Raw genomic sequence first — 23,926 nt, 5'->3', positions numbered from 1 at the left:
GCCGTTCCCAGCATTTTTCAACAAATTTTGAGATAACTGCTATGCAACTATAAGCCAGGATGTCGCATAAATCACGTTGTATATTCAGCGCGTTCCTAGCGTCCATTGTTGGCCATCCGGCCAAGTATGTGGCACAATGGCTGGAGTCAACTTGGCCACCCGGCCAAATAGTCCTGTGCACCTGCTCAGGATCCGAAATCACACATCTAGTTCTCAAGGCGGTACTGAAAACCCATGACAGCGATGCAATCCCCCGCGGCACGTTGGTTCGCGCTGGCCACACTCGTCGGCCCGGTGCTGCTGCTGAGCATCGACATGAGCGTCATCAGCATCGCCGTGCCCGCCATCAGCGCAGGCCTCGGCCCAACTTCCGCACAAATGCTGTGGATCATCGACATCTACAGCTTCCTACTAGCCGGGCTCTTGGTGCTGGCAGGCTCGCTCGGCGACCGCTTCGGCCGCAAACGCATGCTCATGATCGGCGCCCCCGCATTCGGTTTGGCCTCCTTGGCGACGGCATTCGCCCCCAACCCGGAGCTGCTGATTCTCGCCCGCGCCGCCCTGGGTGCCTCCGCGGCCACCCTCATGCCTTCGACGTTGGGGCTGATCCGCACCATCTTCGACAACGCGCACGAACGACGCCTGGCCATTGCCGTGTGGGCAGCCGCCTTCGGTGGCGGCGGCGCGCTCGGCCCAGTACTCGGCGGGCTGTTGCTGGAACATTTCTGGTGGGGCTCGGTATTCCTGATTAACGCCCCGGTCATGGCGCTATTCCTACCCGCCGCGTGGTACCTGCTACCAGAATCGCGCGACCCGAACCCACAGAAATTCGACTACCCTTCGGCCGCGCTATCCATCGCCAGTCTACTCCCGGTCGTCTATGCGCTGAAAACCCTGATCAAACAACCAACGGTGGCCTCCGTCGTTGCGTTAGTCGCGGGTATCGCTTTCACCGCATTATTCATCCACCGCCAGCGCCGCATCGCCAACCCAATGATCGACCTGAAACTCTTCGCGCGCCCAGGATTCACCGCCGCGATCACCGTCAACATGCTGGCCACCCTCGCACTGCTGGGGCTCACGTTCTTCTATCCGCAGTACCTCATGCTGGTCAAAGGCTACAGCTCCATGAGCGCGGGCCTGTGGATGCTGCCGCTGGCCGTGGCGACGATGGCCGGCACATTCATCTCGCCGTCCGTCGCCAAGCGGGTCTCGATCAGGAAGGTCATCACCATTGGTTCTCTGATCACCGCGCTCGGCTTCGGGCTGGCATCCTTCCTAGATACCGGCACGACGATGCTGCTGGTCGTGGTCGCAGCGGCTGCGGTCGGTTTCGGCATCGGCTTCTCGGAAACGCTGACCAACGAGGTTGTACTCAGCACCGCTCCCCCGGCGCGCGCCTCTGCGGCCTCGGCGATTTCCGAGACCGGCTACGAATTCGGCGGCGCGATGGGCACCGCACTGCTGGGCACCCTGGGCCTGGGAGTGTATGCGCGGAACCTGCATGCCGACGAGCATGGGTTGGAAGGCGCACAGGCCGTCAGTGCCCGCGATACCCTCGGCGGGGCACACGAGATCGCCGCTAGCCTGCCCACTGAACAGGCAAGTCGCCTCATCGACTCCGCCAACGACGCCTACCTGACCGGCATGAATGTCGCCACCGGTGCGGGCGCACTCATCGCCCTGGGCGCGGCGGCCGCCGGCTGGTGGGGCATCCGCGAATATTCCCGACGCATCGAGGAATCCGTCCACCACCCGCAGGAGATTTCACCGCGATGAGCAGCACACACTCCGGTTCTGGCTCCCAACAGTCCCGCAAACGTATCCCCGCCGAGCAACGCCGCCGCGAACTCACCGCAGTCGCCCACACCGTCATGGCCCGCGATGGGGCCTTCGGCTTGACGACGCGCGCCGTCGCCAAGGAAGCCGGGGTGCCGCATGGTTCGGTGCACTACGCTTTCCACTCCAAAGACGAGCTGATCCGCGCCGTCGTCCGCGACGATATTGATCGCTCGACGGCAGCTTTTCGACGCTTCGCCGCACCGGAGCAAGCCAGCCCCCCGGAACATGCGGCAAGCCCCACAGAGCAGACCGTTTCCCCGGAAGGCATTTTGCACGCCGCTTTTGCCAGCTACGCCGATAACTTGATCGGCGACCCATGGGAGGAAGCCGCGCAGCAAGAACTCGCGCTGATGTGCGCCCGGGACGAGCAGCTGCGGGTGATCATGCAAGAGTCCAACGCCAGCTATCGCGAACTGATCGGAAGCATCCTGGACTACCTCGCCGCAGCCACCGGGAAAACCTGGGCGCAGCCAGCGGATATGTTGGCTGAAAATATCCTCGGCGCGCTGTTCGGCACCGCGCAGCTATGGCTGATCGACCGCGACGACGCCACCCTATATGCCAGCTTGGCGACGCTCGCGAAGGTCTATGCGGCGCAATTGGGTAACTAACGCCCGGTGACCGGCGCAGCCGTGCTGGAGCGCTAGCGCGCTGGCACTGCTAGCGCTACTAGCGTCCCACCCACGCGTAGTCGTCGGCAAGCGCTTCCGGGTGGCAAAAAATAGGCACGCACCCCCCCCCCAAATAAAGGGTAGTAATGATTACTAGCTTTCAACAATCCCCTAGACGTGGCGCTGGGGTGCGACTAATGTGTGTTTCAAGCCACAATACCGGAAGAGTTTGGAGTTAAGATGAATACTTCTCGGAACAATAAAAACGTAGGACTGGGTATTCTAATTGCACTATTGAGTTCAGCTTTGCTGCTTCTGGCAACTTCGTTGCCCAGCTCAGGGTTTACGACTCTTCTTTGGGTTATTGCGTTTTTCGGGTTCGTAGGAGCTACTTATATATTGGGGCGGGAAGCTGTAGCGAAACGAGCAGCAAAATCGTGAAATAATGGCTCAGTCAGATCCGTCTGACTGAGCCATTATTTGCTTTGCACGCATGGCCGTCCGGGGCGACAGTTGGCAATCTCGAGCATGCTCATGCCTTCCAGGCGCAATTTGAACACTTGGGCGCGCTCAGCTCCACGCTTTTTAAACGCGATGAAGATTTAGAGAACTAGCGCTGCTAGCCTGCCGCCCACACGTAGTCGTCGGCAAGCGCTTCCGGGCGGAAACTCTCGAGAGCTTCGTGCAACGACGTCGCACCAGCGCAACCAATGGACGCGAAAACCTCTTCGGCCACCTGCCGCGCCGACATCGTGCGGAGGGTGATCGGACCATCGCGCTTCGCCAGCCGCTGCCCGTCGGCGTTGACCACCAAGCCAACGTGCGCATACTCGGGCGCGGCCAGCCCCAACAGCTGCGCCAGATACGCCTGCCGCGGCGCAGACGACAACAAATCATTCCCCCGCACCACCTGGGTAACCTGCTGGTGCGCATCATCGACCACAACCGCCAGGTTATAAGCATAATCACGCGCCTGCGCCGCATTCCCACCACGACGCACAATAAAATCATCCACCCGGCCGGTGTATTCGCCGTGCAACCGGTCAGTGATGCTGAACTCGCTGCACCCCGCACGCAGCCGCAACGCCGGAACCCGCCCCTGCCCAGCAAGTTCCTCGCGTTTCTTCACGCGCTGCGCCTCGCTCAAATCCCGGCACGTACCCGGGTACTCGCCCGGAAGCTGGTGCGGCGCCGACGCCGCCTGCTGGATATCCTTACGCGAGCAATAACACTCATACACCAACCCTTGGCCTGCCAGCTTGTCGACGGCTGCGGCATAAGCCGCCTCCCGATCCGACTGCCGCAGCTCCGCACCGCGATCATCCCAGTCCAGGCCGATCGCCTGCAGATCCGCCAACTGGCTGTCGACGAAGTGTTCACGGCACCGCTGCGAATCTAAATCATCGACGCGCACCACAAAGCCCAGACCGTCGGCACGCGCAAACAACCAGGCCGCCACCGCGGTACGCAGATTGCCAAAATGCAGGTCCCCAGTCGGCGACGGCGCGTAGCGGCCGACACCCCCGGTGCCAGCAGCGTTAGCTGTAGCACCAGCCGAAACAGCGCTACTTGGTATTGGCATAGTACCGGCACAGGAATTCATCGCGGTACTCGCGGTAATAACCGCCGTCGATCGATTTCCGGATGTTATCAACCAGGCGAATCATGAATTCCAGGTTGTGGATCGTGCACAACGTGCCCGCCAGAAATTCCTTGGCCTTGAGCAAGTGCCGGATATACGCGCGCGAGTAATTCTGCGAAACATAGCCGCCGAATTCCTCATCGACACCAGAAAAGTCCCGCTCAAAGCGCTTGTTTTTCAGGTTCATCCGACCATCCAGCGTGTAGACACCACCGCGGCGGCCCAGGCGCGTCGGCGAGACGCAATCGAAGGTATCCGCGCCGTTTTCAATTGCCCAGAACACGTCGTCCGGCTCGGAAATGCCCAGCAAGTGGCGGGGTTTATCGTCGGGAAGCTCGTCGCACACCCAGCCGACGATCGTGCCCAGCATGCCCTTATCCAACGCGCCACCAATGCCATAGCCACCGAAACCACGCCGACCGGCCGCCTCAGCCTCCTGCGATAACGACACCAGCCCACGGGTGGCCTGCCTGCGCAGATCCTCATGCTGCGCCCCCTGGATCACGCCCCACAGCGACTGCTTCGGCCGGTGCGCACGCTCCCGTGTCAACCGGTCGTGTTCTGCCAAGCACCGCTCCGCCCACCGATGCGTGCGCGCCACGGATTCTTCCTGGTAAGCGCGGGTATCCACCAGCGTGGTCAGCTCGTCGAACGCAAACATGATATCCGCACCCAAACCGTGCTGGATCTGCAGCGACTTCTCCGGAGTAAACCGGTGCCGCGAACCGTCCAACACGCTGCGGAAATTCACGCCGTCCTCGTCGACAATCGCCAACGAGTCCTTATTCACCTTCCGCGGGGTGAACTCCGCCATCTCCTGCTCATAATCCATCTTGATGGTCTTTTTATGCCCCACGCCCAGGCTCATCACCTGGAACCCACCGGAATCCGTATAGGTGGGCCCATGCCAGCTTTCAAACTTGGCGACGCCGCCGGCCTCGTCGACAATGTCATGGCCCGGCTGCAGGTACAGGTGGTACGCGTTGGACAAGATCGCCTGCGCACCGGTGAGCCGAATTTGTTCCGGGCTCAGCGTCTTCACCGTCGCCTTGGTGGCCACCGGGATAAACGCCGGAGTATTAATCGGGCCATGCGGGGTGGTGATCGTGCCCGTACGGCCTTGCATTCCCGGTAGATCCAGGTGGGTATTGACGGTGAAACTCAGATCGGTCATAGCGGCTAGTTTATCTTCCTGTGTCTACCGGGCTGCTGATTGCGTTTCGCATGCTTAGCTTGTCGAGCTGCACGATCCAGCGTCGGCACCTCGTCGTCTTCCAGACTCGTTCCTTCCACATCTAGATGCGGGATGATCTTATCCAGCCAGCGCGGCCACCACCAGTTGCCGCGGCCCATCAGGAACATCGCGGCGGGCACAAACGTCATACGGATAAAGAAGGCGTCGAAAAGCACCGCCACGCCCAACGCAAAACCAAAAATGCTGATAAACGGCAACGGCTGGCCAATAAAACCAACGAACACCGCAATCATGATGACGGCAGCCGCCGTGACGACGCGCGCGCCCTGGCTAAACCCAGCAATAGTGGAATAGTCAATCTGGTTGAAATCACGCGCATCCGGGTCATGCCGCGCAAACTTCTGCAGACCATCCCCACGCGTAACGACGAAAGCCTCCCGCATGCGCGTAACCAAAAAGACCTGGTAATCCATGGCCAAGCCAAACGTCAGGCCGATGAGGAAGATCGGCATAAAGGAAATCAACGGACCCGGTGCCGCGACAAAACCACCGAAGCCTTCCTGCCAGAACAACACCGTGACGCCAAAGGCAGCCCCCACCGACAGCAGGAAGCCCACCCCAGCGACCAAAGGCACCAGCAAAGAACGGAAAACCATGATCAACAAAAGCACCGCGACTCCAACGACAACCGCCAGATACACGGGCATCACCTGGGCCAGGCGCTCAGTGATATCCACCTGCACCGCCGTCAAACCAGTCAGACCAACGCTGACACCAGTGGCACGTTCCACCTCGGCATTAATACGATTGAGATTTTCCACCAAGTCCACAGTCGCAGCTTCCGCCGGGCCAGTTGTCGGGGTGACCAAGATCTGCGCGGCACGGCCGTCGTCGGCCAGCGCCACCAGCTGAGCATGTTCCACAGCAGCCAAAGTATTGATCTGATTAACGGTATACAGGTAGCTCGCGCGGGCAGCTTTATCCTCACGGCTCAGCGGAGCTGCAACTTCCCGGGCTGCACCTTCTTCGGCGGGCGGTTCTGCACCGTGCACTTCCACGGGCGATTCTTCGCCTTGCAACTCGACCATCGTCTGCAACGCGGCGGCATCCTCGTTGACAGTGTGGGCGTCGACAAGCACCAACAACGGGCCATTCGTTCCCGGACCAAACCCTTCGGCCTTCAAGTCTGCGGCCTTGCGCTGCGTAGTTTCCGGGTTTCCGGTGGTATCTGTCGGCAACGCGAGCTCTAGGCGTGTCAACGGGGTAGCAGCCGCACCCAATCCGAGCACGACCAGCAGTAACAACATCGCCGGGAAACGCTGCACAAAGCCCACCCAGCGTCGCCCCATCGTCGCACCTTGTTTTTTCTTCCCATTCCGACGAGGACGCCCCGCCACCCCCGGGAGTGCAAGACCAAAGGCCCGATCGCCGAGCAAGCCCAAAATCGCTGGTAACAAGGTCAGCGGGACGACGGTGGCCAATGCGACGGTCGCTGCCGCGGCCAACCCCATCGCGGTCAGGAACTCGATCTGCGCAACCCACAACATCGTCAGTGCGATGAAGTTGGTAAGCCCCGCGAAAACCACCGACGAACCGGCCGTGCCGCAGGCCAACGCAATAGCTTTGTCATTCGGCAGGCGCTGCTGCTCACTGCGGTAACGCGACATCACAAACAATGCGTAGTCAATCCCCACAGCCAAACCAACCATGAGCGCCAGCATCGGGGTCATGTCATTCAGCTCAACAAAACCAGTAGCAGCAAAGACCCACAAAGCACCGATTCCCACGGCCACGATCGCAGTGATGATCGGCAAGATCGCAGCGACCACCGAACCGAAAGTCACCACTAACACCAAGAAGGCAATGGATAAACCAATCCACTCATTGGATAGCTCAATAGCAATCGGGTCACCAAAACCTTCGCCAGAAGCTTCCACCGTCAAGCCAGCATCGCGGCCAATGTCCATGGCCTGGTAGACGGCGTCGTACTGCTCAGGCTGCACCTCATAGGCGTTCGGCGCATCAAAACGGAAGGTAGTCCAGCCGATGGTTTCGTCGTCGTTAAGAAGACGCAGGTGCTCGGCGTCCAAGCGGGCGGTTTCCTCTGGCAGGCCCTGCTCAACCCCCATGCGCTCGACGGTTTCCACCAGCTCCGGCGAAAGCGTGACCGGGTTGCCGAAGCGCAGCTCATCCTCGATGACCAGGTTTTCTTCCAGACTGGCGATGACCTCGTCGATCGCGGCAGTGTTGTCCGGGTCGCTGAGCTTTTCGCCCTCCGGGGCTTGGAACACCAAGTTCACCGTCGCTGCCGCTGCTGGGTTTCCGTCTTCCGGGAATAACTCAACAACGCGCTTAGTGGTGGTGATCGTCGGGGTCTCATCAATTTCGAAATCGCCGGTAAACGAACCCGACAGACTCAATGCCGCGCCGACGGACGCCGCCAGGATGACCAGCCAAGCTATGATCACGCTCCAGCTATGACGAAACGAGAATAATCCCAGCCGGTACAAAAACTTTGCCACGTTGTTCGCCTTACTCTCGCTGCTGCTAGCGCGTTGCGGTTCTGACCATGGCGTTGTACGCAGGTGTTGGTATGCACATGTCACCGTCATGATCAAGCCATTGCTGCTAGCGAGCACTGTTGTCGATATTAAAAAAGCAGACCCTTAGTTTAAGGATCTGCTCGAAAAATGGCGGTGGCGGCGGGATTCGAACCCGCGGTTGGGGGTTACCCAACAAACGCTTTCGAGGCGTTCACCTTCGGCCGCTCGGACACGCCACCGCCGATAAGGATAGAACAGACTGCGGGCTGTGTCCAAATCTGGGGCGGGTGGGGCGTGTAAGGCGCGTGGGGCGTGGGGCGTGTGCGAGGTGAGCCGGGTGGACGGCCACTGCGGCCACTGCGGAGAGAAAACCGGGATGGGCAAGGCGGAATAAGTCGCGTAAGTGGCGCAGTTTTGCAAATAGACACCCAAAACAGGGCCCAAAGCAGACTCTATTTGTAAAACTGCACTATTTCCGGAGCACCCCCACCCCAAAACTGCACCCGCCCGCACCTCAAAACCATACGAATACCCACCCAGCCCCGGGCATCACCGCAGCCGTCGGCACGCATCTACGCCCCCACCGAGCTACCCACCGCACACCCACCCCGCCGCACGCCCCGCCCCACACGCAAAAACCGCCCGCCGCACGCAGTGCACAATGCACCACACGCGAACGGGCGGAAACCCCAGCCAGCAAAGCTGACCGGGCGTTTTAAGCAGACAATTTACTTGTCGTCGGTCAGCTTGCCGAGGGTCTCAGAAGCCTTGTCCTTCAGATCATCAGCCTTGTCTTCGACCTTGTCCTTGGCGTCGTTAACGGTGCCCTTAGCCTCAGCGGCTGCACCCTCGCCCTTGCCTTCGTTCTTCATCTCGTCGTTGTCGAGAACCTCGCCAACGATCTCCTTGCCCTTAGCCTTAGCCTTGTCCAGGAAGCTTTCTGCATCAGCCATTGTATTTTCCCTCCTAGGAAACGTTTGTGAAGCTAACACGAACCATTCTACCGAAGATCACCGCCGCAAGTCTGAAAAGAAACTGTGAATTATCGCTTGGCATTCAGATTCCGCCACCCCGCCGCGGACTTCCGGCACGTACAGCGCTCCGGGCGCACGCACCGCATCCACGTAGGAACCACACGCCCCGGTTTTCGGTTCCCACGCGCCAAACACGATGCTACCCACCCGCGCAGCCACGGCCGCTCCCGCGCACATCACGCAGGGTTCCAGGGTGACCACGAGCTCGCAGTCCTCCAAACGCCAGCGCCCGAGTTTTTCCGCCGCCGCACGCAGCGCCAGCACTTCGGCGTGCGCGGTGGGGTCATTGTCCACTTGCCGACGGTTGGTGGCCGCCGCGACTGGCTCCCCGTCCGGGCCAAACACGACTGCCCCGACCGGTATATCCCCGGCCGGGGTGTCGCGCGCGGCTGCAAGAGCACGGTCCATACGGGAGCGTGCGCGCGTGAGCGCGGACTGTTCCGGGAGCACTCGGGGCGCCGTTGTGTCGCCAGGCTCTGAGTCCGTCTCTGAGTCGCCAGCCGCTACGCGCGCCGCTGCGTCGCCAAGCACCCGGCACTGCACCGCGTCGCCAGGCACCGCGTCCACCGCTGCGTCGTCAAGCACGAAACGGCCCCTCTAATCCAGCCCGGTGACGTCCAGGAATTCTTCGTCGAAGCCGAGCTCTTCAGCGATGCGCACCAGCTGGTCACTGGGGGATTCGTCCAGGTTGTCGGTCATAACCTCCAGCATCTGCTCGGAAACGCCGAGGTCAGCGAGGATCGCGAAGTCTCCGTCGGCCCAGCCTTCGATCTCGTCGAGTTCTTCCTCCGCGATATCCGGCACGTCGATGTCCAACCGGTCCAGCACAGAGGCGGCGAAGTCGTCGTCGACGGCCATCGTGGCGTCGGAAAGCAGCAGGCGCACCCCGCCGGGCGTGGGGCGGACCAGCACGAAGTAGTCGTCGTCAATGCAGAGCATGGCGAAGGCGGCGGATTCTGAACGCAGGTTGCGCACCTGCGTGATGGACGTGTCGATGTCGTCGAAATCATCCGCGTAGCTGCGCACAGTCCAGGCGCCATCGACGGTGGTGACGACGACGGAAAAGCTCGGTCCAAAATCTTGCTGGTTCATACCTCGTGAGACTAGTCGCATTCTGGCAAAATTGATACCGTGCTATCCTCCAGAATTTCGCGTCCAGTGTGTTTAGTCGGTCTCGGGCTGATCGGAGGTTCTTTGCTGCGCGATTTAGTCGCAGCTGGCGATACCGCCTTTGGCTATAACCGCTCGACGTCCGGCGCGCGCAAAGCGGTCTCGGAGGGCTACGACGTCTCCGATGATTTGCCGCAGGTGCTACGCCGGGCGGAGGAAGACAACGCGCTGATCGTCGTCGCGGTGCCCATGTTTGCGGTGGGTGCGGTGTTGGATCAGATCGCGGAATACGCTCCCAGCTGCGGCATCAGCGATGTCGTGAGTGTGAAGTGGGAGGTGTACGCGGAGATCCGCAAGCGAGGCATGGAGGCGCGTTACGTTGGCGGGCACCCGATGGCGGGAACCTCGGAGTCGGGGTGGAATGCCTCCCGCAAGGGTTTGTTTGAGCGCGCCACCTGGGCAATTACCTATGACTACGCTGACCAGCAACAAAAAAATGGCCAGCTCATTGATGCGGGCTGGATTGAGCTGTTTACCGACGTCGTGCGCATGGCCAGTGCTACTGGCGCCGAGGCCATCCCGGCACGGGTGGTCAACCATGATCACGCCGTCGCCCGGGTCTCGCATTTGCCGCACTTAATGGCGTTGGCGTTGTCGGTGACCGGAGATAATGGCGGGATTTTGGCACAGTCGCTGGCGGCCGGCTCGTTTAAAGACGCCACGCGGGTGGCGGGCACGAACCCGGAGTTGATTCAGGCGATGTGCGAAACGAACTCCGTGGCGCTGTGCGAGGCGTTGGAAGAAGCTATCGAGTTATTGGCCGAGGCGCACGACACACTGTCGCAGGATCCGCCGTCGATCCGGGAGCTGGCTGTGGCGGGTAACCGGGCGCGGCGTCGTTTGGAGGCACGCACCGGCGCGCGCCGTGAGTCGGTGTCGCCGGTGAAGATTTCTTCCCGCCCGGTGTTGCGGTTCCATCCGGGTTCACCGGGCTGGGTCAACCAGCTCCGGCAAACGGAATCCACCGGCGGCCGGATGGAGATTTTCTAAGGCCGCGTACACTATTCAATTGCGCAACTATTGCCCGCGCCCATGTCACACCCTAGAATCTGACATCATGAGCATTGCACAAGTACTGTTAATCGCTATCCCAGTTATTATAATTCTTGCCATCGTTTTTATCTTGATAACTCTGTTCAAGAAAATGAACAGAATTGAGAAAAAACTCGAGATACTATTCGAAGAAAACTCAAATTCGAGCATTCACTAGGTCCAAGCTGTTTGGTTGCGGACCTTCTTGGTTGCCAAGCTTCCCGCCCGGTGTTGCGTTTCCACCCGGGCTCGCCGGGCTGGGTGAACCAGCTCCGGCAAACGGAATCTACCGGCGGCCGGATGGAGATTTTCTAGGCTTCGTTATCGCCGCCGTCGACGCCACCGTCGTTCAGCATTGGCACGTTCCATGCGCTCTTCGGGGTGGCGAAAGCTTCAGTCAGCACCTGCGACCATGGGCCAAGCGAGTCGACCAGATCGTTGATGGCGGCACGGGCGGCTTTCACGCGACCGGATGGCAGCATGTTGTGCTCCTGGTACCAACCGGCGTGTTTGATCAGCAGGTCGAAGAAGAACAAGCTACGCACCTGCTCAAATACCTGGCGGGCGGCGGAGCCTTCTGGCAGTTCCAGTTCGGTTTCGACCATGGTGCGCATCAGCAGCGAGTCAACGTGCGCCCAGGACACGGCAATCAGGTGGTCCTGGGTCTTATCAATGATCTCGGCGGCCTCGGCGCGGTCTGCCTTGCGGGCTGGGGCGATACGACGCACCAGCGAACGCAGCACGGCCTGCTCGCGGTCTTCAATGAGCTTGACCTGGTAACCGGCGTCGAACAGCGAGTCCTCGTCGCGGTTGGAGACCAGATCGATGACGGACTGCATGCCGGAACGGATGCCGGTGCGGCGACGGACGGTATCGGCAGCAGTTTCCACACCGTATTTGACCATGTCCCATGGGGAAAGATCCTGCATATCGCGGCCGAAGGCGGTCAGCAGGTGTTTGCCCACCATCTGGATCAACACCGTGTTGTCACCTTCGAAGGTGGAGTAAATATCGGCGTCGGCACGCAGGGTGGTCAGCAGGTTTTCGGACATGTATCCGGCGCCACCACAGGCTTCGCGCATTTCTTGCAAAGTCCGGTTGGCGTGCTCGGTGGATGCGGCCTTGACGGCGGCAGCCAGCGATTCCATCTCGCGGGAGGCAAACAGCTGTTCTTCGGTGGGGTCAGTGACCGACCATTGTCCGCTGGCCTGCTTATTCAGCATGTCATCGTAACGTTCCAGGATGCGGTTTTGCAGCAGAGTCAGCGCGTAGGTGCGCGCCAGTGGGATCAGCAAGCGACGGCGGTGCTGGCGGTAGTCGATCAGGCGCTTTTCGACGCCCTTTTCGCCGCCTTCGAACTGGCGACGGCGGTTAGCGTAACGGATGGCGATGTCGCTGGCGGTCCGGGTAGCTGCCAGGCCTGCACCGCCGACGGTGATGCGGCCGCGGATCAGCGTGCCCAGCATGGTGAAGAAACGGCGGTTGCGTGAGTCAATCGGCGAGACGTAGGTGCCGTCTTCTTCCACGTCACCGAAGCGGTTCAGGAGGTTTTCGCGTGGCACGCGCACGTTGTTGAACAACAGGGTGCCGTTGTCCACGCCCAGCAGGCCGCCTTTGCGTCCGTGATCGCCGATTTCGACGCCGTCGAGCGGGTTGCCGTCCTCGTCGCGGATGGGCACGATCAGGCAGTGCACGCCGTGAGATTCTTCTTCGCCCGGGGTGTAAAGCTGCGCGAATACTGCAGCCATGCGGCCGTCACGGCCCGCGTTACCGATATAGACCTTGCGGGCCGAGTCAGTTGGACTGTTGATGATGAATTCGTGCGTGTCTGGATCATAGGTCGCGGTGGTTTCCAGCTCTTGCACGTTGGAACCGTGGCCGCGTTCGGTCATCGCGTAGCAGCCGAGCAGTTCGGCGTTTTGGATCTTCTCGATGTAATGGCGGTGGCGCTCGCTACCCAGGTTGTCGACCGCGCCGCCCCACAGCCCCCACTGCACACCGGATTTGATGGTCAGCGATGGGTTGATCGCACCGATGGTTTCGATACCAGAAACTGCAGCCAGCGCGTTTCCGGAACCGCCGTTTTCCTTGGAGAACGAGTGACGGGATTCGCCGGATTCCACCAAGAACTTGATGTGGTCGTACATGCGGTCACGCACGGCATCAATGCCACCATCCAAGTTCAGCTTCAGGTCTTTTTCTTCCAGAGTCTCACGCACTGCCTTGCGGTATGGGGCGGCTTTACCGTCGAGAAGCTTCTGCAAGTCTTCGGCTGCGGCATGGTCTGGTTCCGTCGGCAGGGTGCGCGGAGAGGATGGCTCCGGGGTGCCCTTGGCCGAGTTGGTTTCCAAGTCTGCGTCTTTAGCACCAGCACCTTTAGCACCGTTGTCAGAGCTAGTGGCAGAGCCGTTGTCTTTAACGCCGTTGTCAGAGTCTTTGCCCAGGTTCTTGGCAAATTCTGCGATGCGGTTCATGGGGGTCTCCTTCCAGGAGGGTCTCACTCAGGTTGTTCTCACGCTGGTTTAACGTTCAGCGTTTAAGGTTCAGCGTTTAACGTTCAACTTTTAGCGTTTAGCGCTCAACGATGGCGGTGATGCCCTGTCCACCGGCGGCGCAGACGGATACGAGCGCGCGGCCGCCACCGTTTTCTTCCAGGGTCTTGGCGACGGTTGCCAGGATGCGTGCACCGGTGGCTGCGAATGGGTGTCCGGCTGCCAGTGAGGATCCTTTGACGTTGAGCTTGTCGCGGTCGATAGCTCCCAATGGCTGATCCAAACCGAGTTTTTCGCGGCAGTAGTCTGCATCTTCCCACGCGGAAAGGGTTGCCAGCACCTGGGAGGCGAAGGCTTCGTGGATTTCGTAGAAGTCGAAGTCCTGCAGGCTCAGGCCGTTGCGCTCCAGCAGGCGTGGCACAGCGTAGGTCGGTGCCATTAGCAGGCCGTCGTCGCCATGCACGAAGTCCACACCGGCTACTTCGGAGTCCACCAGGTATGCGCGGACGGGGATGTTGTGCTGCTGTGCCCATTCTTCGCTGGACAGCAGGGCGACGGAGGCGCCGTCGGTCAGCGTGGTGGAGTTACCAGCGGTCATCGTGGCCTGGGCGCCGTGGCGCTCGGCATCTTTTTTGCCGAATACTGGCTTGAGTTTAGCGAGCTTGTCGACGGTGGAGTCTGGGCGCAGGTTGGTATCGCGCGTGACACCCAAAAATGGGGTGATCAGGTCGTCGAAGAAGCCTTCGTCGTAGGCCTTCGCCAGTTTCTGGTGTGATTCCACGGCCAGCTGGTCTTGTGCCTGGCGGGAAATGCCGAATTTCCGGGCGGTGATTGCGGCGTGCTCACCCATCGACAGGCCAGTGCGTGGCTCGGAGTTACGTGGGGTTTCTGGTGCCAGGTCTTTCGGGCGGATGGAGCCGATCAGTTTCAGGCGCTGGGCGGCGGTCTTGGCGAGGGACAGTTCCAGCAGGGTGCGGCGCAGGCGGTCACCGACGGCCAGCGGTGCGTCGGAAGTGGTATCGACGCCACCGGCGATGCCGGATTCGATGCGTCCGGCTGCGATGGCGTCGGCCACGTGTACGGCTGCTGCGATGCCGGTGCCGCAGGCCATCTGGATGTCCGTGCCTGGGGTCTGCGAATCAAGCGGCGAGCCTAATACGCATTCGCGTGTCAGGCTGAAGTCCCGGGAGTGTTTCAGGACGGCGCCTGCGGTGACTTGACCGACCCGCTCATCCTGCAGTCCGTAGCGTGCTACCAGGCCGTTGAGGGCTGCGGTGAGCATGTCTTGGTTGGATGCGGAGGAGTATTCCTTGTTCGAGCGGGCGAACGGGATGCGGTTGCCGCCCAAGATCGCGACTTTTCGACGCTGGGTCATAATTTTCTCCCTTGTTTTGTCTCAGAAAACAATCTGCTTGCTGCAGTTTTTCCGTGACCCTAGGATAGGGTGCCAGGATTCACTTTACACGATTTCGTGTAACCTTAATCACGCATAACCATTCGTACAATTCGTCTCTACCCCCTACAGGAGGCCCATTATGGCGAAAAAATCCATGTTGGAACGCGTCATTAACTCAGACTTTGGCGCAAAACTCGGCATCCCCCAGGGCACCAAGCTCCGCCGCTACACCCCTGGCGAACCCTTCCTGGATGGTCCCGTGGTGGTAGGTGGCGGCGATCTTGCCGACGACATCCGTTCCCTGCTCCAGGTGGACTACCAGCTTCTCGACGCCGAGGCGGATTCCAAGCGCGCCGCCATCGTCTTCGACGCCACCGGCATCACCCGCCCGGAACAGCTGCACGAACTCTACAATTTCTTCCACCCGCAGATGCGCAAGCTCGGCGCTTCGGGTCGCGTCGTCGTGATCGGTAATAACCCGGATGACCTGGAAGGTGATGCCCGCATCGTCGCGCGCTCCCTGGAAGGTTTCTCTCGTTCCATTTCTAAGGAGCTACGCAAGGGTGCCACCGGACAGCTGGTTTATGTTGAGCCGGGAGCACCAATTTCTGCGTTGGAATCCACGCTGCGTTTCTTGCTGTCTGGCAAGTCCGCGTTCGTCTCCGGCCAGGTTATTCGCGTTTCTGCCACAGAGAACGAGAACGTGGACTGGGAACGCCCACTGGCGGGCCAGCTCGCAGTAGTTACCGGTGCCGCCCGCGGTATCGGTGCCACCATCGCTGAAGTACTGGGCCGCGATGGCGCCGACGTAATCTGCATCGACATTCCACCGGCAGGCGAGGCATTGGCAGAAGTCGCCAACAAGGTGAAAGGCACTGCCCTGCCACTGGATGTCACCGCAGACAACGCCGCCGAAGCCATCACCGAGCACGCCCAGCAGCGCTACGGCAAGGCCGTGGGCATCATCGTGCACAACGCCGGTGTTACCCGCGATAAGCTGCTGGCGAATATGAACGAGGGCCAGTGGCAGATGGTGCAAAACATCAACCTGGTGGCCCCGGTACGCATCACCGAGCAGATGCTGAACAACGGCGGCCTGGCAGCAGATGCCAATATCGTCGGAATCTCGTCGATGGCTGGTATTTCCGGTAACCGTGGCCAGACCAACTACGCCACCACCAAGGCCGGCATGATCGGGCTTGTCGACGCTTTGGCCGAGAAAATGGCAGCCGCTGGCGGCACCGTCAACGCCGTGGCCCCGGGCTTTATCGAAACCGCGATGACTGCCGCCATGCCTACCGGCCCACGGGAAATCGGCCGTCGCATCAGCTCGCTGAACCAGGGTGGTCTACCAGTCGATGTTGCAGAAACGGTCGCGTTTTTCGCTAGCTCTGGTTCCCGCGCGGTCAACGGCAATGCCGTGCGCGTGTGTGGCCAGAACATGATGGGCGCGTAAAGGAGTTGTACGCAATGACTGCACAGAATTCCCGCAACTACACCAAGCTGGCGAAAGTCCCCGACATGTCGAAGCTGCTGCGCGGCGTCGTCAAGGACACTCTGCCAGTGCTGGGCACCAAGCGCCACGCCACTGGTGACCCGCAGGCGGCTTTTGAGGTCGCAAATTTCACCGTGGACCGCGAGCACCTGGCCGCCTATACCCGTGCGACTGGCCTGCGCTACAGCAACGAACTGCCGATCACCTACCCGTTCGTGCTGTCATTCCCGCTATTTATGCAGGTGATGCTGGCGCCGGACTTCCCGTGCCGCGCGGCCGGTATGGTGCATCTGACCAACGAGATTGAACAGACCCGCCCGCTGCGCATCGACGACGAGCTGACCCTGCGCGTGCACGCAGAAAACCTGCGCCCGCACCGTAAGGGCTTGTTGGTGGATTTCATCAGTGAGATCTCTGTTGACGGCGAGCTGGTGTGGCGCCAGACGTCGGCGTTTTTGGGCATGGGTGCGAAGTTTTCCGCGCAGACGCCGAATGAGGTGCGCACCCGCGGCGAGGATTCCGGCTCCGTGCTGGAGCAGCTAGACGTTGCCGACGAGACCGCCACGGTGAATTGGAAGGTGGACCGCGACATCATTGACGATTACGCGGAAGCATCGGGCGATAAGAACCCGATACATGTGTCCAAGATCGGCGCGAAGGCTTTCGGTTTCCCGGCCCCGATTGCCCACGGCATGTGGACGGCCGCGAAGATGGTTGCTGGTTTGGAAGGCGAATTGCCCGGCGCGCTGCGCTACACGGTGGAATTCCAGAAGCCAGTGATCCTGCCTGCCCGCATCGCGTATTACACGTTCCGGGGCAAAGGCGCCCAACCAGGGCCCGCTACCAACACCCCAGCTACCGATGCCGCTGCCAACGCCCCGGCGACCAACACCCCAGCTACCTGGAACGCACAGGTAACCAAGGGTTCAGATCCGAAGAAGGTGCACGCCGTCGGCAAGTTCGAGGCTCTCAGTTAGCACTCGACTAGCGCTCGACTGACGCTCGGCTAGCGCTCGATTAGCTCCCGACTGGCACCTGCCGGGAGGTTTATACTCCTCACACACCAGAAGCCTAGGCCCGATTCGCTGTTATTCTGGCGGCAAAACCCAGGAAGAAATTCCGTTAGATATAACGAACACAACGCTACGAATCGAAAGGCCTAGGTTTTGTCGTCTCACAATAATTCCACCGCCGCTGGCTCTGCTGCTGACGCCTCCGCTGACTCTGCTGACGCCGCCGCTAACAGCAAGTATACCCCCGTCACCGCGGATCATTTCCGCGCGCGCTTAGCCAAAGCCAACGAAATCGTCGCCGCGCAGAATCTGGCGGGTTTTCTGGTCAGCCCGGGTCCGGATTTCCAGTACCTGACTGGTTCCACTTTTAGTTCGCATGAGCGGGCCACCTTCCTGGTGCTGCGTGCGGGCAAAGATCCGGTGGCTGTGTGCCCGGAGACCGACGTGCTGACGCTGAAACAGGAAAACCTGGACGAGCTCGGCTTCCGCTTCGAGGCCTGGCGCGACGGACAGTCGCCGTATGAGATCACGCGGAAGCTGTTGGAGGAAAACAGCGATCACAGCACAATCGCGGTAGCTAATGCGATGACGGCTGATCACGTGTTGCGCCTGGATGCTGCGCTGCCGAACCACAGCATCGAATTGGGTTCAGATGCGATGAGCCAGTTGCTGTTGGCCAAGGGTGAGGAGGAAATCTCGCAGCTAGCGGCCGCCGCGGCCGCGATTGACCGCGTGCACGAGCAGGTTCCGGCGCTGCTGCGCGATGGTGTCACCGAGCGCGAAGTGGCCAATAAACTGCATGACCTGATCTTGCAAGAGCACCACAGCATTGATTTCATCATCGTCGGCTGTGGCGAAAATGGCGCTAACCCGCACCACTCGTTCTCCGACCGCGTGCTGCACACGGGAGAGCCAGTGGTCGTCGACCTGGGCGGTGCTTTTGGCGATGGCTACCGCTCGGATTCCACCCGCACATACGTGGTCGATGGCGCCGTCGACAAGGCCCCGCAGGAATTCCACGATGCCTATGAGGTTGTCACCCGCGCGTTCCATGCTGCCCGCGAGGCCGCGAAGCCGGGTGCGACGGCGGAGTCGATTGATCGTGCTGCCCGCGAGATCATCACAGAGGCCGGCTATGGCGAGAACTTCAGCCACCGCTTAGGCCACGGCATTGGCTTGTCGACGCACGAGGATCCGTTCTACTTGGAGGGTAATAAGCAGCAGGTGCAGGAAGGCTTCACGTTTTCCATCGAGCCCGGCATTTATGTCGAGGGCAAATGGGGCATGCGCCTGGAAGATATTGTGGTGTTGGAAGCAGATGGCCCGCGTCACCTGAACCAGCAGCCACGCGAGCTGCGGTAAGGCGGAGTTAAACTGCGCCCTAGAATTCAAGCGTATAAGCAATATACGTAAGCCCCAGTGGGAGTTGCTCTCACCGGGACTTCTAGGTATTAATTTTAGGCGTTCATGCGATTAATTCATCGGCACACGGGTTTCTACGGTGCCATCAAACCAACGGCGCGTAGCACCCAGCGAAAGCAGGACGATCACTGCCACGCGTGGGATCAGCAGCAGGAAGAATGCAAAACCGAATTCGTCGGTGTCGGCGATAAACAAGCTGAAATCGACGACCGCGTAGAAACCGGTAATCACCCACAGATAAATAAGGTTGGCTCTGCTTGGCTCGCTCAACGTGGTGCGGACCACACGTTCGCCCCAGAGGATGTTCAGCAGAGTGAATAGCCCGACAACGAACATGACTACCAAGCTCACCATGGATTGCACGCCAGACATGGCTCCGGCGAAAAGGTCTGCCAAACCATCGCCAGTACTTGTTGGCGTAGACTGCCCAGCGACATCAAATCCCGCATACACCAGATACAGAGTCATCACTACCGGAACCAGTGCGGCGACGATCACCGCAGCTTTTGTGGTTCCCGGTGCGGCTTTGAAACGTGCGAACGGCCGACCGGTGGGTTCTGCCTCTTCGACCTTGCGGGTGTGGATGGTAAAAGTTTGCGGTGCAGCGCTCATCTGCGCAGCGTTGGCTGATGAACCTTGTGCGGTATTTGTCCAGGAATAATTGCTGGCGCCTGGGAATTGCCCGTGGTCAGCCAGGTGTACCAGGTCACTGATCTGCATTGCGGCGGCGGAGTCGTCGGCCAGCCGGTCGTCGTATTTCTTGCGTCGCGCATCGTCGCCCAGAATGGTTTGGGCGGTGGACAACTCATGGAATTTCGGGTCGGAGTCATCTGCGCCGTCGGTCGTGAGTTGTTCCAGCCGCTGCGAAAGTGTGGCTCGTAAATCTACGGTACTGGCATTTTTATCTAGTTCCAACGATTCGTAGAAATCGTAATGGCTAGCCATTGGTCTTCTCCTCGGGTACGTTTCTGGTTTCTGCGACCATCTATCAGAGTACCGCTAAGAATTTTCTGCCACAGTGTTGTGCCGCCACCGCTTGGGCCTGCCCCGGCAGGTTTACTCCCATAATGGTGCCTAAAGGCTCACGGATGTGGATATCATCGGGCTAGGCTGAAATGAAATACCGCGAGTGGGACTTCTCCAGCTGTTCGCGGCTCTTGCTAGCTACCGTCACGATCTCAAGATCCTCGTCCAAGTTTTTCTGGTCCCGGATCAATCGCTCTTCCATTGCTTCAGCTAAAGAATCGAACTTCTCAACCTTCACCGCGCCGCGGCGGCGATGGTATTCAATGAGAAATCCAGGCACCGATCTAACCTCCTTTATATGACGGTCTGCTACTCGACAGATCACGTCGCTCGCAAATCTCGGAGCTTATCAACAATAGCCTCGATTCTGCCATCCAACTCATTCGCCTGCACGTTGTCTGCAGCCATCTCGTAGAGGTTTGCCCATTGCGCCTGGAAGGCCGTTCGAAGCTGAATTAAGGATGGATGCCGGAGCACTTCTTGAATGATGGGCTCGACCTCAGTGATCAGTCTCGTTCCTGCGTATAAGAACGGTTTCCTCACTCGCATCGATTACGCCATATTGCGTCGCGATGCCGAAAGCTGCAACGTGAACGTCAGCCTTCTGGCGCGGCCGGGCGATCACGTGGTGGAAGGTGCGCCGCTGGCTCAGGTGCGGCCGGAACAGCGTGCCGACGCCGTCGCCAAGGCCTTGCGCGATCACGGTGTTCCAGCAGGTCACCCCGGGCATTGTCGCAGCGGTCAGCCAAAGCGAGGACGCGAATGTGCTGCTTGACGACGTCGGCGCACCGCGCGTGATCTGCACCCGGTGACTATCCAAGAGATCGTCGATATGCCATTTGACTACGTACGCCCACATGCGCTGGGCTTCCGAATTGTGGCAGAGGCTCTCGTGGATCTGGCCCACCGCATCCGTGCTAACGCGAAAGATCCTGCGATTGCCCAGCGCGCAGCACAGCACGTCACCCCTGCGTCGACAGAGTGACTTGATCTCAGGATCGTTGCTTAGCACCGCTCCATCGGGTAGGCTGAAAACACCAAGACCGGTTCCGCTGCTCTTCGTAGCAGTCCAGGGCCGGTCCTCATTTTTCTTCGGTCGTTTCTAGGGGGAGTTGCGTGTCACAGCCGTCGAAAATTTTTAAATCTCACGGAGAACAAATTGATCTTCTCCGTTCTCGGGGGATGCGCATCGAAGATGAGGCTGAAGCCCGACGGATTCTTGAACGGGTGAACTACTACCGACTCGCTGTTGCACCGAAGCTGGGCGTGTCGTGGCATATTGCTCGGCAGTGCGCCCAGCAAGCCCAGCATGAAGAAGGACAGGTTGCGGAACCCGGAAGCCACGAGTCGGACTCGTAGCGTTCCGAGCCGACCTGGTGCTGCACTGTGACATTGCGCTGACTGCGTGAGTCGGTGTTGGGAATCAGCGACGGTGGCCCGCTGCAATGTCGACAAACTGCCGGTCACCCCACGAAAGTCTTTAACATTAGCGCTTCGCGTCTGGTGGCCATGGTGGGCTCTTGGTTAGCCCCACTTCCTTCGCAGTAAACGGCATTGATGAATCCAAGGCAGCCATCGCCTTGTACTTGGTGAGAAATTGCTCGCGGCTGCCGTTGAAGCCGCCGCCCTCGATTGCCCACCACAGCAGCTGGATCGTGTCAGCGTGCTGAATGCTCCCTCCGGGCAAAAACTGACCTCTGCGTTGCGCCTGGCTGAGCACCTTTGCCTGTTTCTTGATGACATTGGTGCCGGCTGTCTCGTCGCACACGAGGATGACTTGTTCACCCGCACGAGCGCGGAGGACGCCATGGAGGATCGCCATGTGTTCTCCGCGGTCCTTGGGTTCAGCGTACATTTCCTCGAACTCCATTCCCAGGACAGCTTGACAGCACTGTCTGAGTTCCTCGGTGGCATCGTCCGGGATAATCTCCCTGAAGCGTTCTGGGAACCGGTGCCAGACCTCACGTGCGCGCTCAAACTGCCTATGCCGGGTGGGAGTGTCCAATATTTCCAGCTCTACTGCCCTGGGCACGTGAATCTTGTTATGGCCCAGAGCGCAAAGCAACTCGGGAACGCAGTCGGTGGTAAGGAACTTGAAAATCGGTCCGGTGTCAAGGATGTGCATTACTCCGCGCCGCCCATAAACGCCGACAACTCCTCAGAGGTGAGCCGCTCACCTGTGTCTTTAGGACGGAGTGCCGACACGGCTGGCACCTCGACAGGAGTGATTCCCTCCTCAGCCAGGGCTGCCTTCGTGGCTGAGGCATTGGGATCGCCACTGAGCTTTGCGATAGTCGAGGAGGCCACGCTCCCCTGGCGGTAGCCCTCTATGGCCCGCGTCATGAGGCTCTGCGGACCACGAGGTTTGCTCGACTGCTCGACTAGGGCCTGGTACTCGGGGCGCCAGCCGAACTGAGCAGCAATGGCGCCAGCAGTAATCTGGCTCCATTGTTTGCAGGTGTCGGCATTGATCACACCAGCGTCGCGCATCTGGATGGCAACCATGTGGGGAGAGGCGAGGTAGGTCTGCACAATGTCGGAGAGAGTCACGAGCGTGGCCTCCTCACCGTCTACCACGTCCGCCACGCCGCCCATTGGAACTAGCAGGTGGCGGGCGAAGGCGTCCGCTTGGATCTCTTCGGGGCTACGCCGAGCCCAATCGGTACCATCTGTCATGCTGTCAATAGTGCCGAGCTGATGATGACCAAGTTCATGAGCGAGAGTGGAGCGAAGTCGCATGGGATGCTTCGTGCAACCCACCGCCATGAGGTGCATATCATCCAGAAGCATCGTCATCCCGTGACCAGCTGCCGAGGTCCTAACGTAGGCCACACCGATTCCCACCTTGCGCTCAATGAGCCTGACCAGATTCGTTATTGGCTCGGAGCCGAGGGAATACTCTCTGCGGAATCTCTCGGCGGCTGCCCGTCCGATGGCCTCGTTACTCATACGCGCTCCGGGATGCCCAGCTGGTCGAGACGACGCGAAACTCCGAATGCGTAGATCAGGTAGTCGGCAAGCTCCTTCGATCCAGCCTCGTCAGTGCGCCCAGCACAGCGCACTTCGTTAGCGATGCTGTTCGTGCCAAGCAGGTCGTCGACCAGCACACCACAACCGTCTGCGATTAGCACGAGTTCCAGCCTCGACGCAGCCCGCTCACCCTTCTCGATCCGCTGGATCGTCGGCTGCGACAAGCCGGTCTCTTTGGCCAACTCGCGCTGCGACACGCCTACAACCTTGCGTGCATCGACGATCCGCTGGCCGATCTCAATATTCACAACTGACATCTGAATCACTCCCATTCAGTTTTGATTCTACACCACGTAGGTTGTCACCCAGACCCCACGCCACCCCGGGCATTGTGACAGCGGTCAGCCGAAGTGAGGACGTGAATGTGCTGCTTGACGACGCCGCAGGCCCTGACGGCTCACAGCACACCTAACCTGCGCTAAACCTGCGTTACCCCACCAGCTTTGCGATAATGGAGTAATGACTCGCGCCACATCCACCACGCAACGCCTGGAACGCTCAACCATCCGCCACAACCTCTCACAATTTGTGGTGCGCTGGCGCGAACGCATCGCCGCCTGGCGCGAAACCAATGAGTCCGGCACCGAGCAAAAGTACGCGCAGCAGTATTGGACAGATTTCTTTTCTTGCTTCGGTATTAATGCCACCTACCTCAATGTTTTTGAGCAGACTGCTAAGCGCAGCAGCACCGGCGGGCACGGACGTATTGATTTCTTTATGCCCAACAAGTTGATTGGTGAGGCAAAGTCGCTGGATGTGGATCTGGATGCCGCCCACCAGCAGGCGCTGGATTATCTGCGCGGCGGCACCATCAAAGAGCACCAGTGGCCGCGCTACATCATGTGCACGAATTTTGAGCAGATCCGGCTGAACCGCTTGGGCGAACAAGATGAACGTTTCGATGTCACTGGAGTGGGCTGGAATATCGGACCAGTGACCTTAACTGGTAACCTCGAGATTTTCTTTCTTCCAACACTCAACAA

At 59.9% G+C, this 23,926-nt stretch carries 23 protein-coding genes and 1 tRNA gene; 10 read left to right on the top strand and 14 right to left on the bottom strand.

Annotated elements, in window-relative coordinates; translation table 11 throughout:
• Positions 1 to 234 precede the first annotated feature (234 nt).
• Together QP888_RS03785 and QP888_RS03780 are read left to right on the top strand one after the other, a co-directional pair.
• Complete coding sequence (locus QP888_RS03785) at positions 235 to 1,779, top strand: MFS transporter (RefSeq protein ID WP_284812194.1); 1,545 nt, start codon at positions 235 to 237, stop codon at positions 1,777 to 1,779.
• Positions 1,776 to 2,453 (top strand): TetR/AcrR family transcriptional regulator, encoded by a 678-nt coding sequence (locus tag QP888_RS03780; protein WP_284812193.1) that lies wholly within the window; start codon positions 1,776 to 1,778, stop codon positions 2,451 to 2,453. Before QP888_RS03785 ends, QP888_RS03780 begins: the two co-directional genes overlap by 4 nt.
• 619 nt (positions 2,454 to 3,072) lie before the next feature.
• Here QP888_RS03780 and gluQRS read toward each other — a convergent pair.
• From gluQRS to QP888_RS03745, 7 genes are all read right to left on the bottom strand, one after another.
• Positions 3,073 to 4,035, bottom strand: a complete 963-nt coding sequence (gene gluQRS / locus QP888_RS03775) for a tRNA glutamyl-Q(34) synthetase GluQRS (protein WP_284812192.1) — start codon at positions 4,033 to 4,035, stop codon at positions 3,073 to 3,075.
• Positions 4,019 to 5,269, bottom strand: a complete 1,251-nt coding sequence (tgt, locus tag QP888_RS03770) for a tRNA guanosine(34) transglycosylase Tgt (RefSeq protein WP_284812191.1) — start codon at positions 5,267 to 5,269, stop codon at positions 4,019 to 4,021. The genes gluQRS and tgt overlap by 17 nt, the downstream gene beginning before the upstream one ends.
• Positions 5,270 to 5,274: 5 nt before the next feature.
• Positions 5,275 to 7,812: an MMPL family transporter gene (locus QP888_RS03765; RefSeq protein WP_284812190.1), complete on the bottom strand. Its 2,538-nt coding sequence runs from the start codon at positions 7,810 to 7,812 to the stop codon at positions 5,275 to 5,277.
• Between the two features lie 169 nt (positions 7,813 to 7,981).
• Positions 7,982 to 8,072: transfer RNA gene (locus tag QP888_RS03760), tRNA-Ser, on the bottom strand.
• A 489-nt stretch (positions 8,073 to 8,561) separates the two neighbouring features.
• Positions 8,562 to 8,786, bottom strand: a complete 225-nt coding sequence (locus QP888_RS03755) for a CsbD family protein (protein ID WP_284812189.1) — start codon at positions 8,784 to 8,786, stop codon at positions 8,562 to 8,564.
• A gap of 57 nt (positions 8,787 to 8,843) precedes the next feature.
• Entirely contained in the window at positions 8,844 to 9,275 is a 432-nt protein-coding gene (locus QP888_RS03750) for a nucleoside deaminase (RefSeq protein WP_284812417.1), read from the bottom strand.
• A gap of 189 nt (positions 9,276 to 9,464) precedes the next feature.
• On the bottom strand, positions 9,465 to 9,959 hold the full coding sequence (locus tag QP888_RS03745) for a tRNA adenosine deaminase-associated protein (RefSeq protein ID WP_284812188.1): 495 nt from the start codon (positions 9,957 to 9,959) through the stop codon (positions 9,465 to 9,467).
• 39 nt (positions 9,960 to 9,998) lie between these two features.
• Here QP888_RS03745 and QP888_RS03740 point away from each other — a divergent pair, with 39 nt between their 5' ends.
• On the top strand, positions 9,999 to 11,027 hold the full coding sequence (locus QP888_RS03740) for a prephenate dehydrogenase (protein ID WP_284812187.1): 1,029 nt from the start codon (positions 9,999 to 10,001) through the stop codon (positions 11,025 to 11,027).
• A gap of 353 nt (positions 11,028 to 11,380) precedes the next feature.
• Here the strand turns inward: QP888_RS03740 and QP888_RS03735 are convergent, their stop codons facing one another.
• The gene (locus QP888_RS03735; protein ID WP_284812186.1) at positions 11,381 to 13,543 is read right to left on the bottom strand and encodes an acyl-CoA dehydrogenase family protein; all 2,163 of its coding nucleotides are present in this window, start codon (positions 13,541 to 13,543) and stop codon (positions 11,381 to 11,383) included.
• A 97-nt stretch (positions 13,544 to 13,640) separates the two neighbouring features.
• Positions 13,641 to 14,936, bottom strand: coding sequence for an acetyl-CoA C-acetyltransferase (locus tag QP888_RS03730; protein ID WP_284812185.1), 1,296 nt, complete (start codon positions 14,934 to 14,936; stop codon positions 13,641 to 13,643).
• 160 nt (positions 14,937 to 15,096) lie between these two features.
• Between QP888_RS03730 and QP888_RS03725 the strand changes: the two genes are divergently transcribed.
• The 3 genes from QP888_RS03725 to QP888_RS03715 all read left to right on the top strand — a co-directional run bounded on the left by QP888_RS03725 (position 15,097) and on the right by QP888_RS03715 (position 18,827).
• Positions 15,097 to 16,413: a 3-oxoacyl-ACP reductase gene (locus QP888_RS03725; protein WP_284812184.1), complete on the top strand. Its 1,317-nt coding sequence runs from the start codon at positions 15,097 to 15,099 to the stop codon at positions 16,411 to 16,413.
• A gap of 14 nt (positions 16,414 to 16,427) precedes the next feature.
• Positions 16,428 to 17,429 carry a MaoC/PaaZ C-terminal domain-containing protein gene (locus tag QP888_RS03720; protein WP_284812183.1) on the top strand — a complete coding sequence of 334 codons (1,002 nt, stop codon included), beginning with the start codon at positions 16,428 to 16,430 and terminating at the stop codon, positions 17,427 to 17,429.
• A gap of 189 nt (positions 17,430 to 17,618) precedes the next feature.
• Entirely contained in the window at positions 17,619 to 18,827 is a 1,209-nt protein-coding gene (locus QP888_RS03715) for a M24 family metallopeptidase (RefSeq protein ID WP_284812182.1), read from the top strand.
• A 111-nt stretch (positions 18,828 to 18,938) separates the two neighbouring features.
• Here the strand turns inward: QP888_RS03715 and QP888_RS03710 are convergent, their stop codons facing one another.
• Positions 18,939 to 19,832: a hypothetical protein gene (locus QP888_RS03710; protein WP_284812181.1), complete on the bottom strand. Its 894-nt coding sequence runs from the start codon at positions 19,830 to 19,832 to the stop codon at positions 18,939 to 18,941.
• 160 nt (positions 19,833 to 19,992) lie between these two features.
• Positions 19,993 to 20,193 (bottom strand): hypothetical protein, encoded by a 201-nt coding sequence (locus QP888_RS03705; protein ID WP_284812180.1) that lies wholly within the window; start codon positions 20,191 to 20,193, stop codon positions 19,993 to 19,995.
• 204 nt (positions 20,194 to 20,397) lie between these two features.
• On the opposite strand from QP888_RS03705, the gene QP888_RS11090 reads away from it, so the two are divergent.
• The 3 genes from QP888_RS11090 (at position 20,398) to QP888_RS03690 (ending at position 21,272) form a co-directional block, all read left to right on the top strand.
• The gene (locus QP888_RS11090) at positions 20,398 to 20,688 is read left to right on the top strand and encodes a DUF2254 family protein (protein ID WP_350338223.1); all 291 of its coding nucleotides are present in this window, start codon (positions 20,398 to 20,400) and stop codon (positions 20,686 to 20,688) included.
• A gap of 33 nt (positions 20,689 to 20,721) precedes the next feature.
• Complete coding sequence (locus tag QP888_RS03695; RefSeq protein WP_284812178.1) at positions 20,722 to 20,898, top strand: hypothetical protein; 177 nt, start codon at positions 20,722 to 20,724, stop codon at positions 20,896 to 20,898.
• 131 nt (positions 20,899 to 21,029) lie between these two features.
• Entirely contained in the window at positions 21,030 to 21,272 is a 243-nt protein-coding gene (locus QP888_RS03690; RefSeq protein WP_284812177.1) for a hypothetical protein, read from the top strand.
• Positions 21,273 to 21,399: 127 nt separating this feature from the next.
• Here QP888_RS03690 and QP888_RS03685 read toward each other — a convergent pair whose 3' ends face one another.
• The 3 genes from QP888_RS03685 to QP888_RS03675 form a co-directional block, all read right to left on the bottom strand.
• Positions 21,400 to 21,945 (bottom strand): PIN domain-containing protein, encoded by a 546-nt coding sequence (locus QP888_RS03685; protein WP_284812176.1) that lies wholly within the window; start codon positions 21,943 to 21,945, stop codon positions 21,400 to 21,402.
• 92 nt (positions 21,946 to 22,037) lie between these two features.
• The gene (locus QP888_RS03680) at positions 22,038 to 22,862 is read right to left on the bottom strand and encodes an ImmA/IrrE family metallo-endopeptidase (protein ID WP_284812175.1); all 825 of its coding nucleotides are present in this window, start codon (positions 22,860 to 22,862) and stop codon (positions 22,038 to 22,040) included.
• Entirely contained in the window at positions 22,859 to 23,200 is a 342-nt protein-coding gene (locus QP888_RS03675; protein ID WP_284812174.1) for a helix-turn-helix domain-containing protein, read from the bottom strand. The genes QP888_RS03680 and QP888_RS03675 overlap by 4 nt, the downstream gene beginning before the upstream one ends.
• A 202-nt stretch (positions 23,201 to 23,402) precedes the next feature.
• On the opposite strand from QP888_RS03675, the gene QP888_RS03670 reads away from it, so the two are divergent.
• Positions 23,403 to 23,926, top strand: a 524-nt coding sequence (locus tag QP888_RS03670; protein ID WP_350338222.1) for a type IIL restriction-modification enzyme MmeI, incomplete at its 3' end; no start/stop codon positions are given.

It is taken from the genome of Corynebacterium sp. MSK297 (assembly GCF_030232885.1).
Lineage (GTDB): Bacteria > Actinomycetota > Actinomycetes > Mycobacteriales > Mycobacteriaceae > Corynebacterium.
Note: the sequence above shows the minus strand (reverse complement) of the source record. Positions and strands in the feature narration are given on the sequence as shown.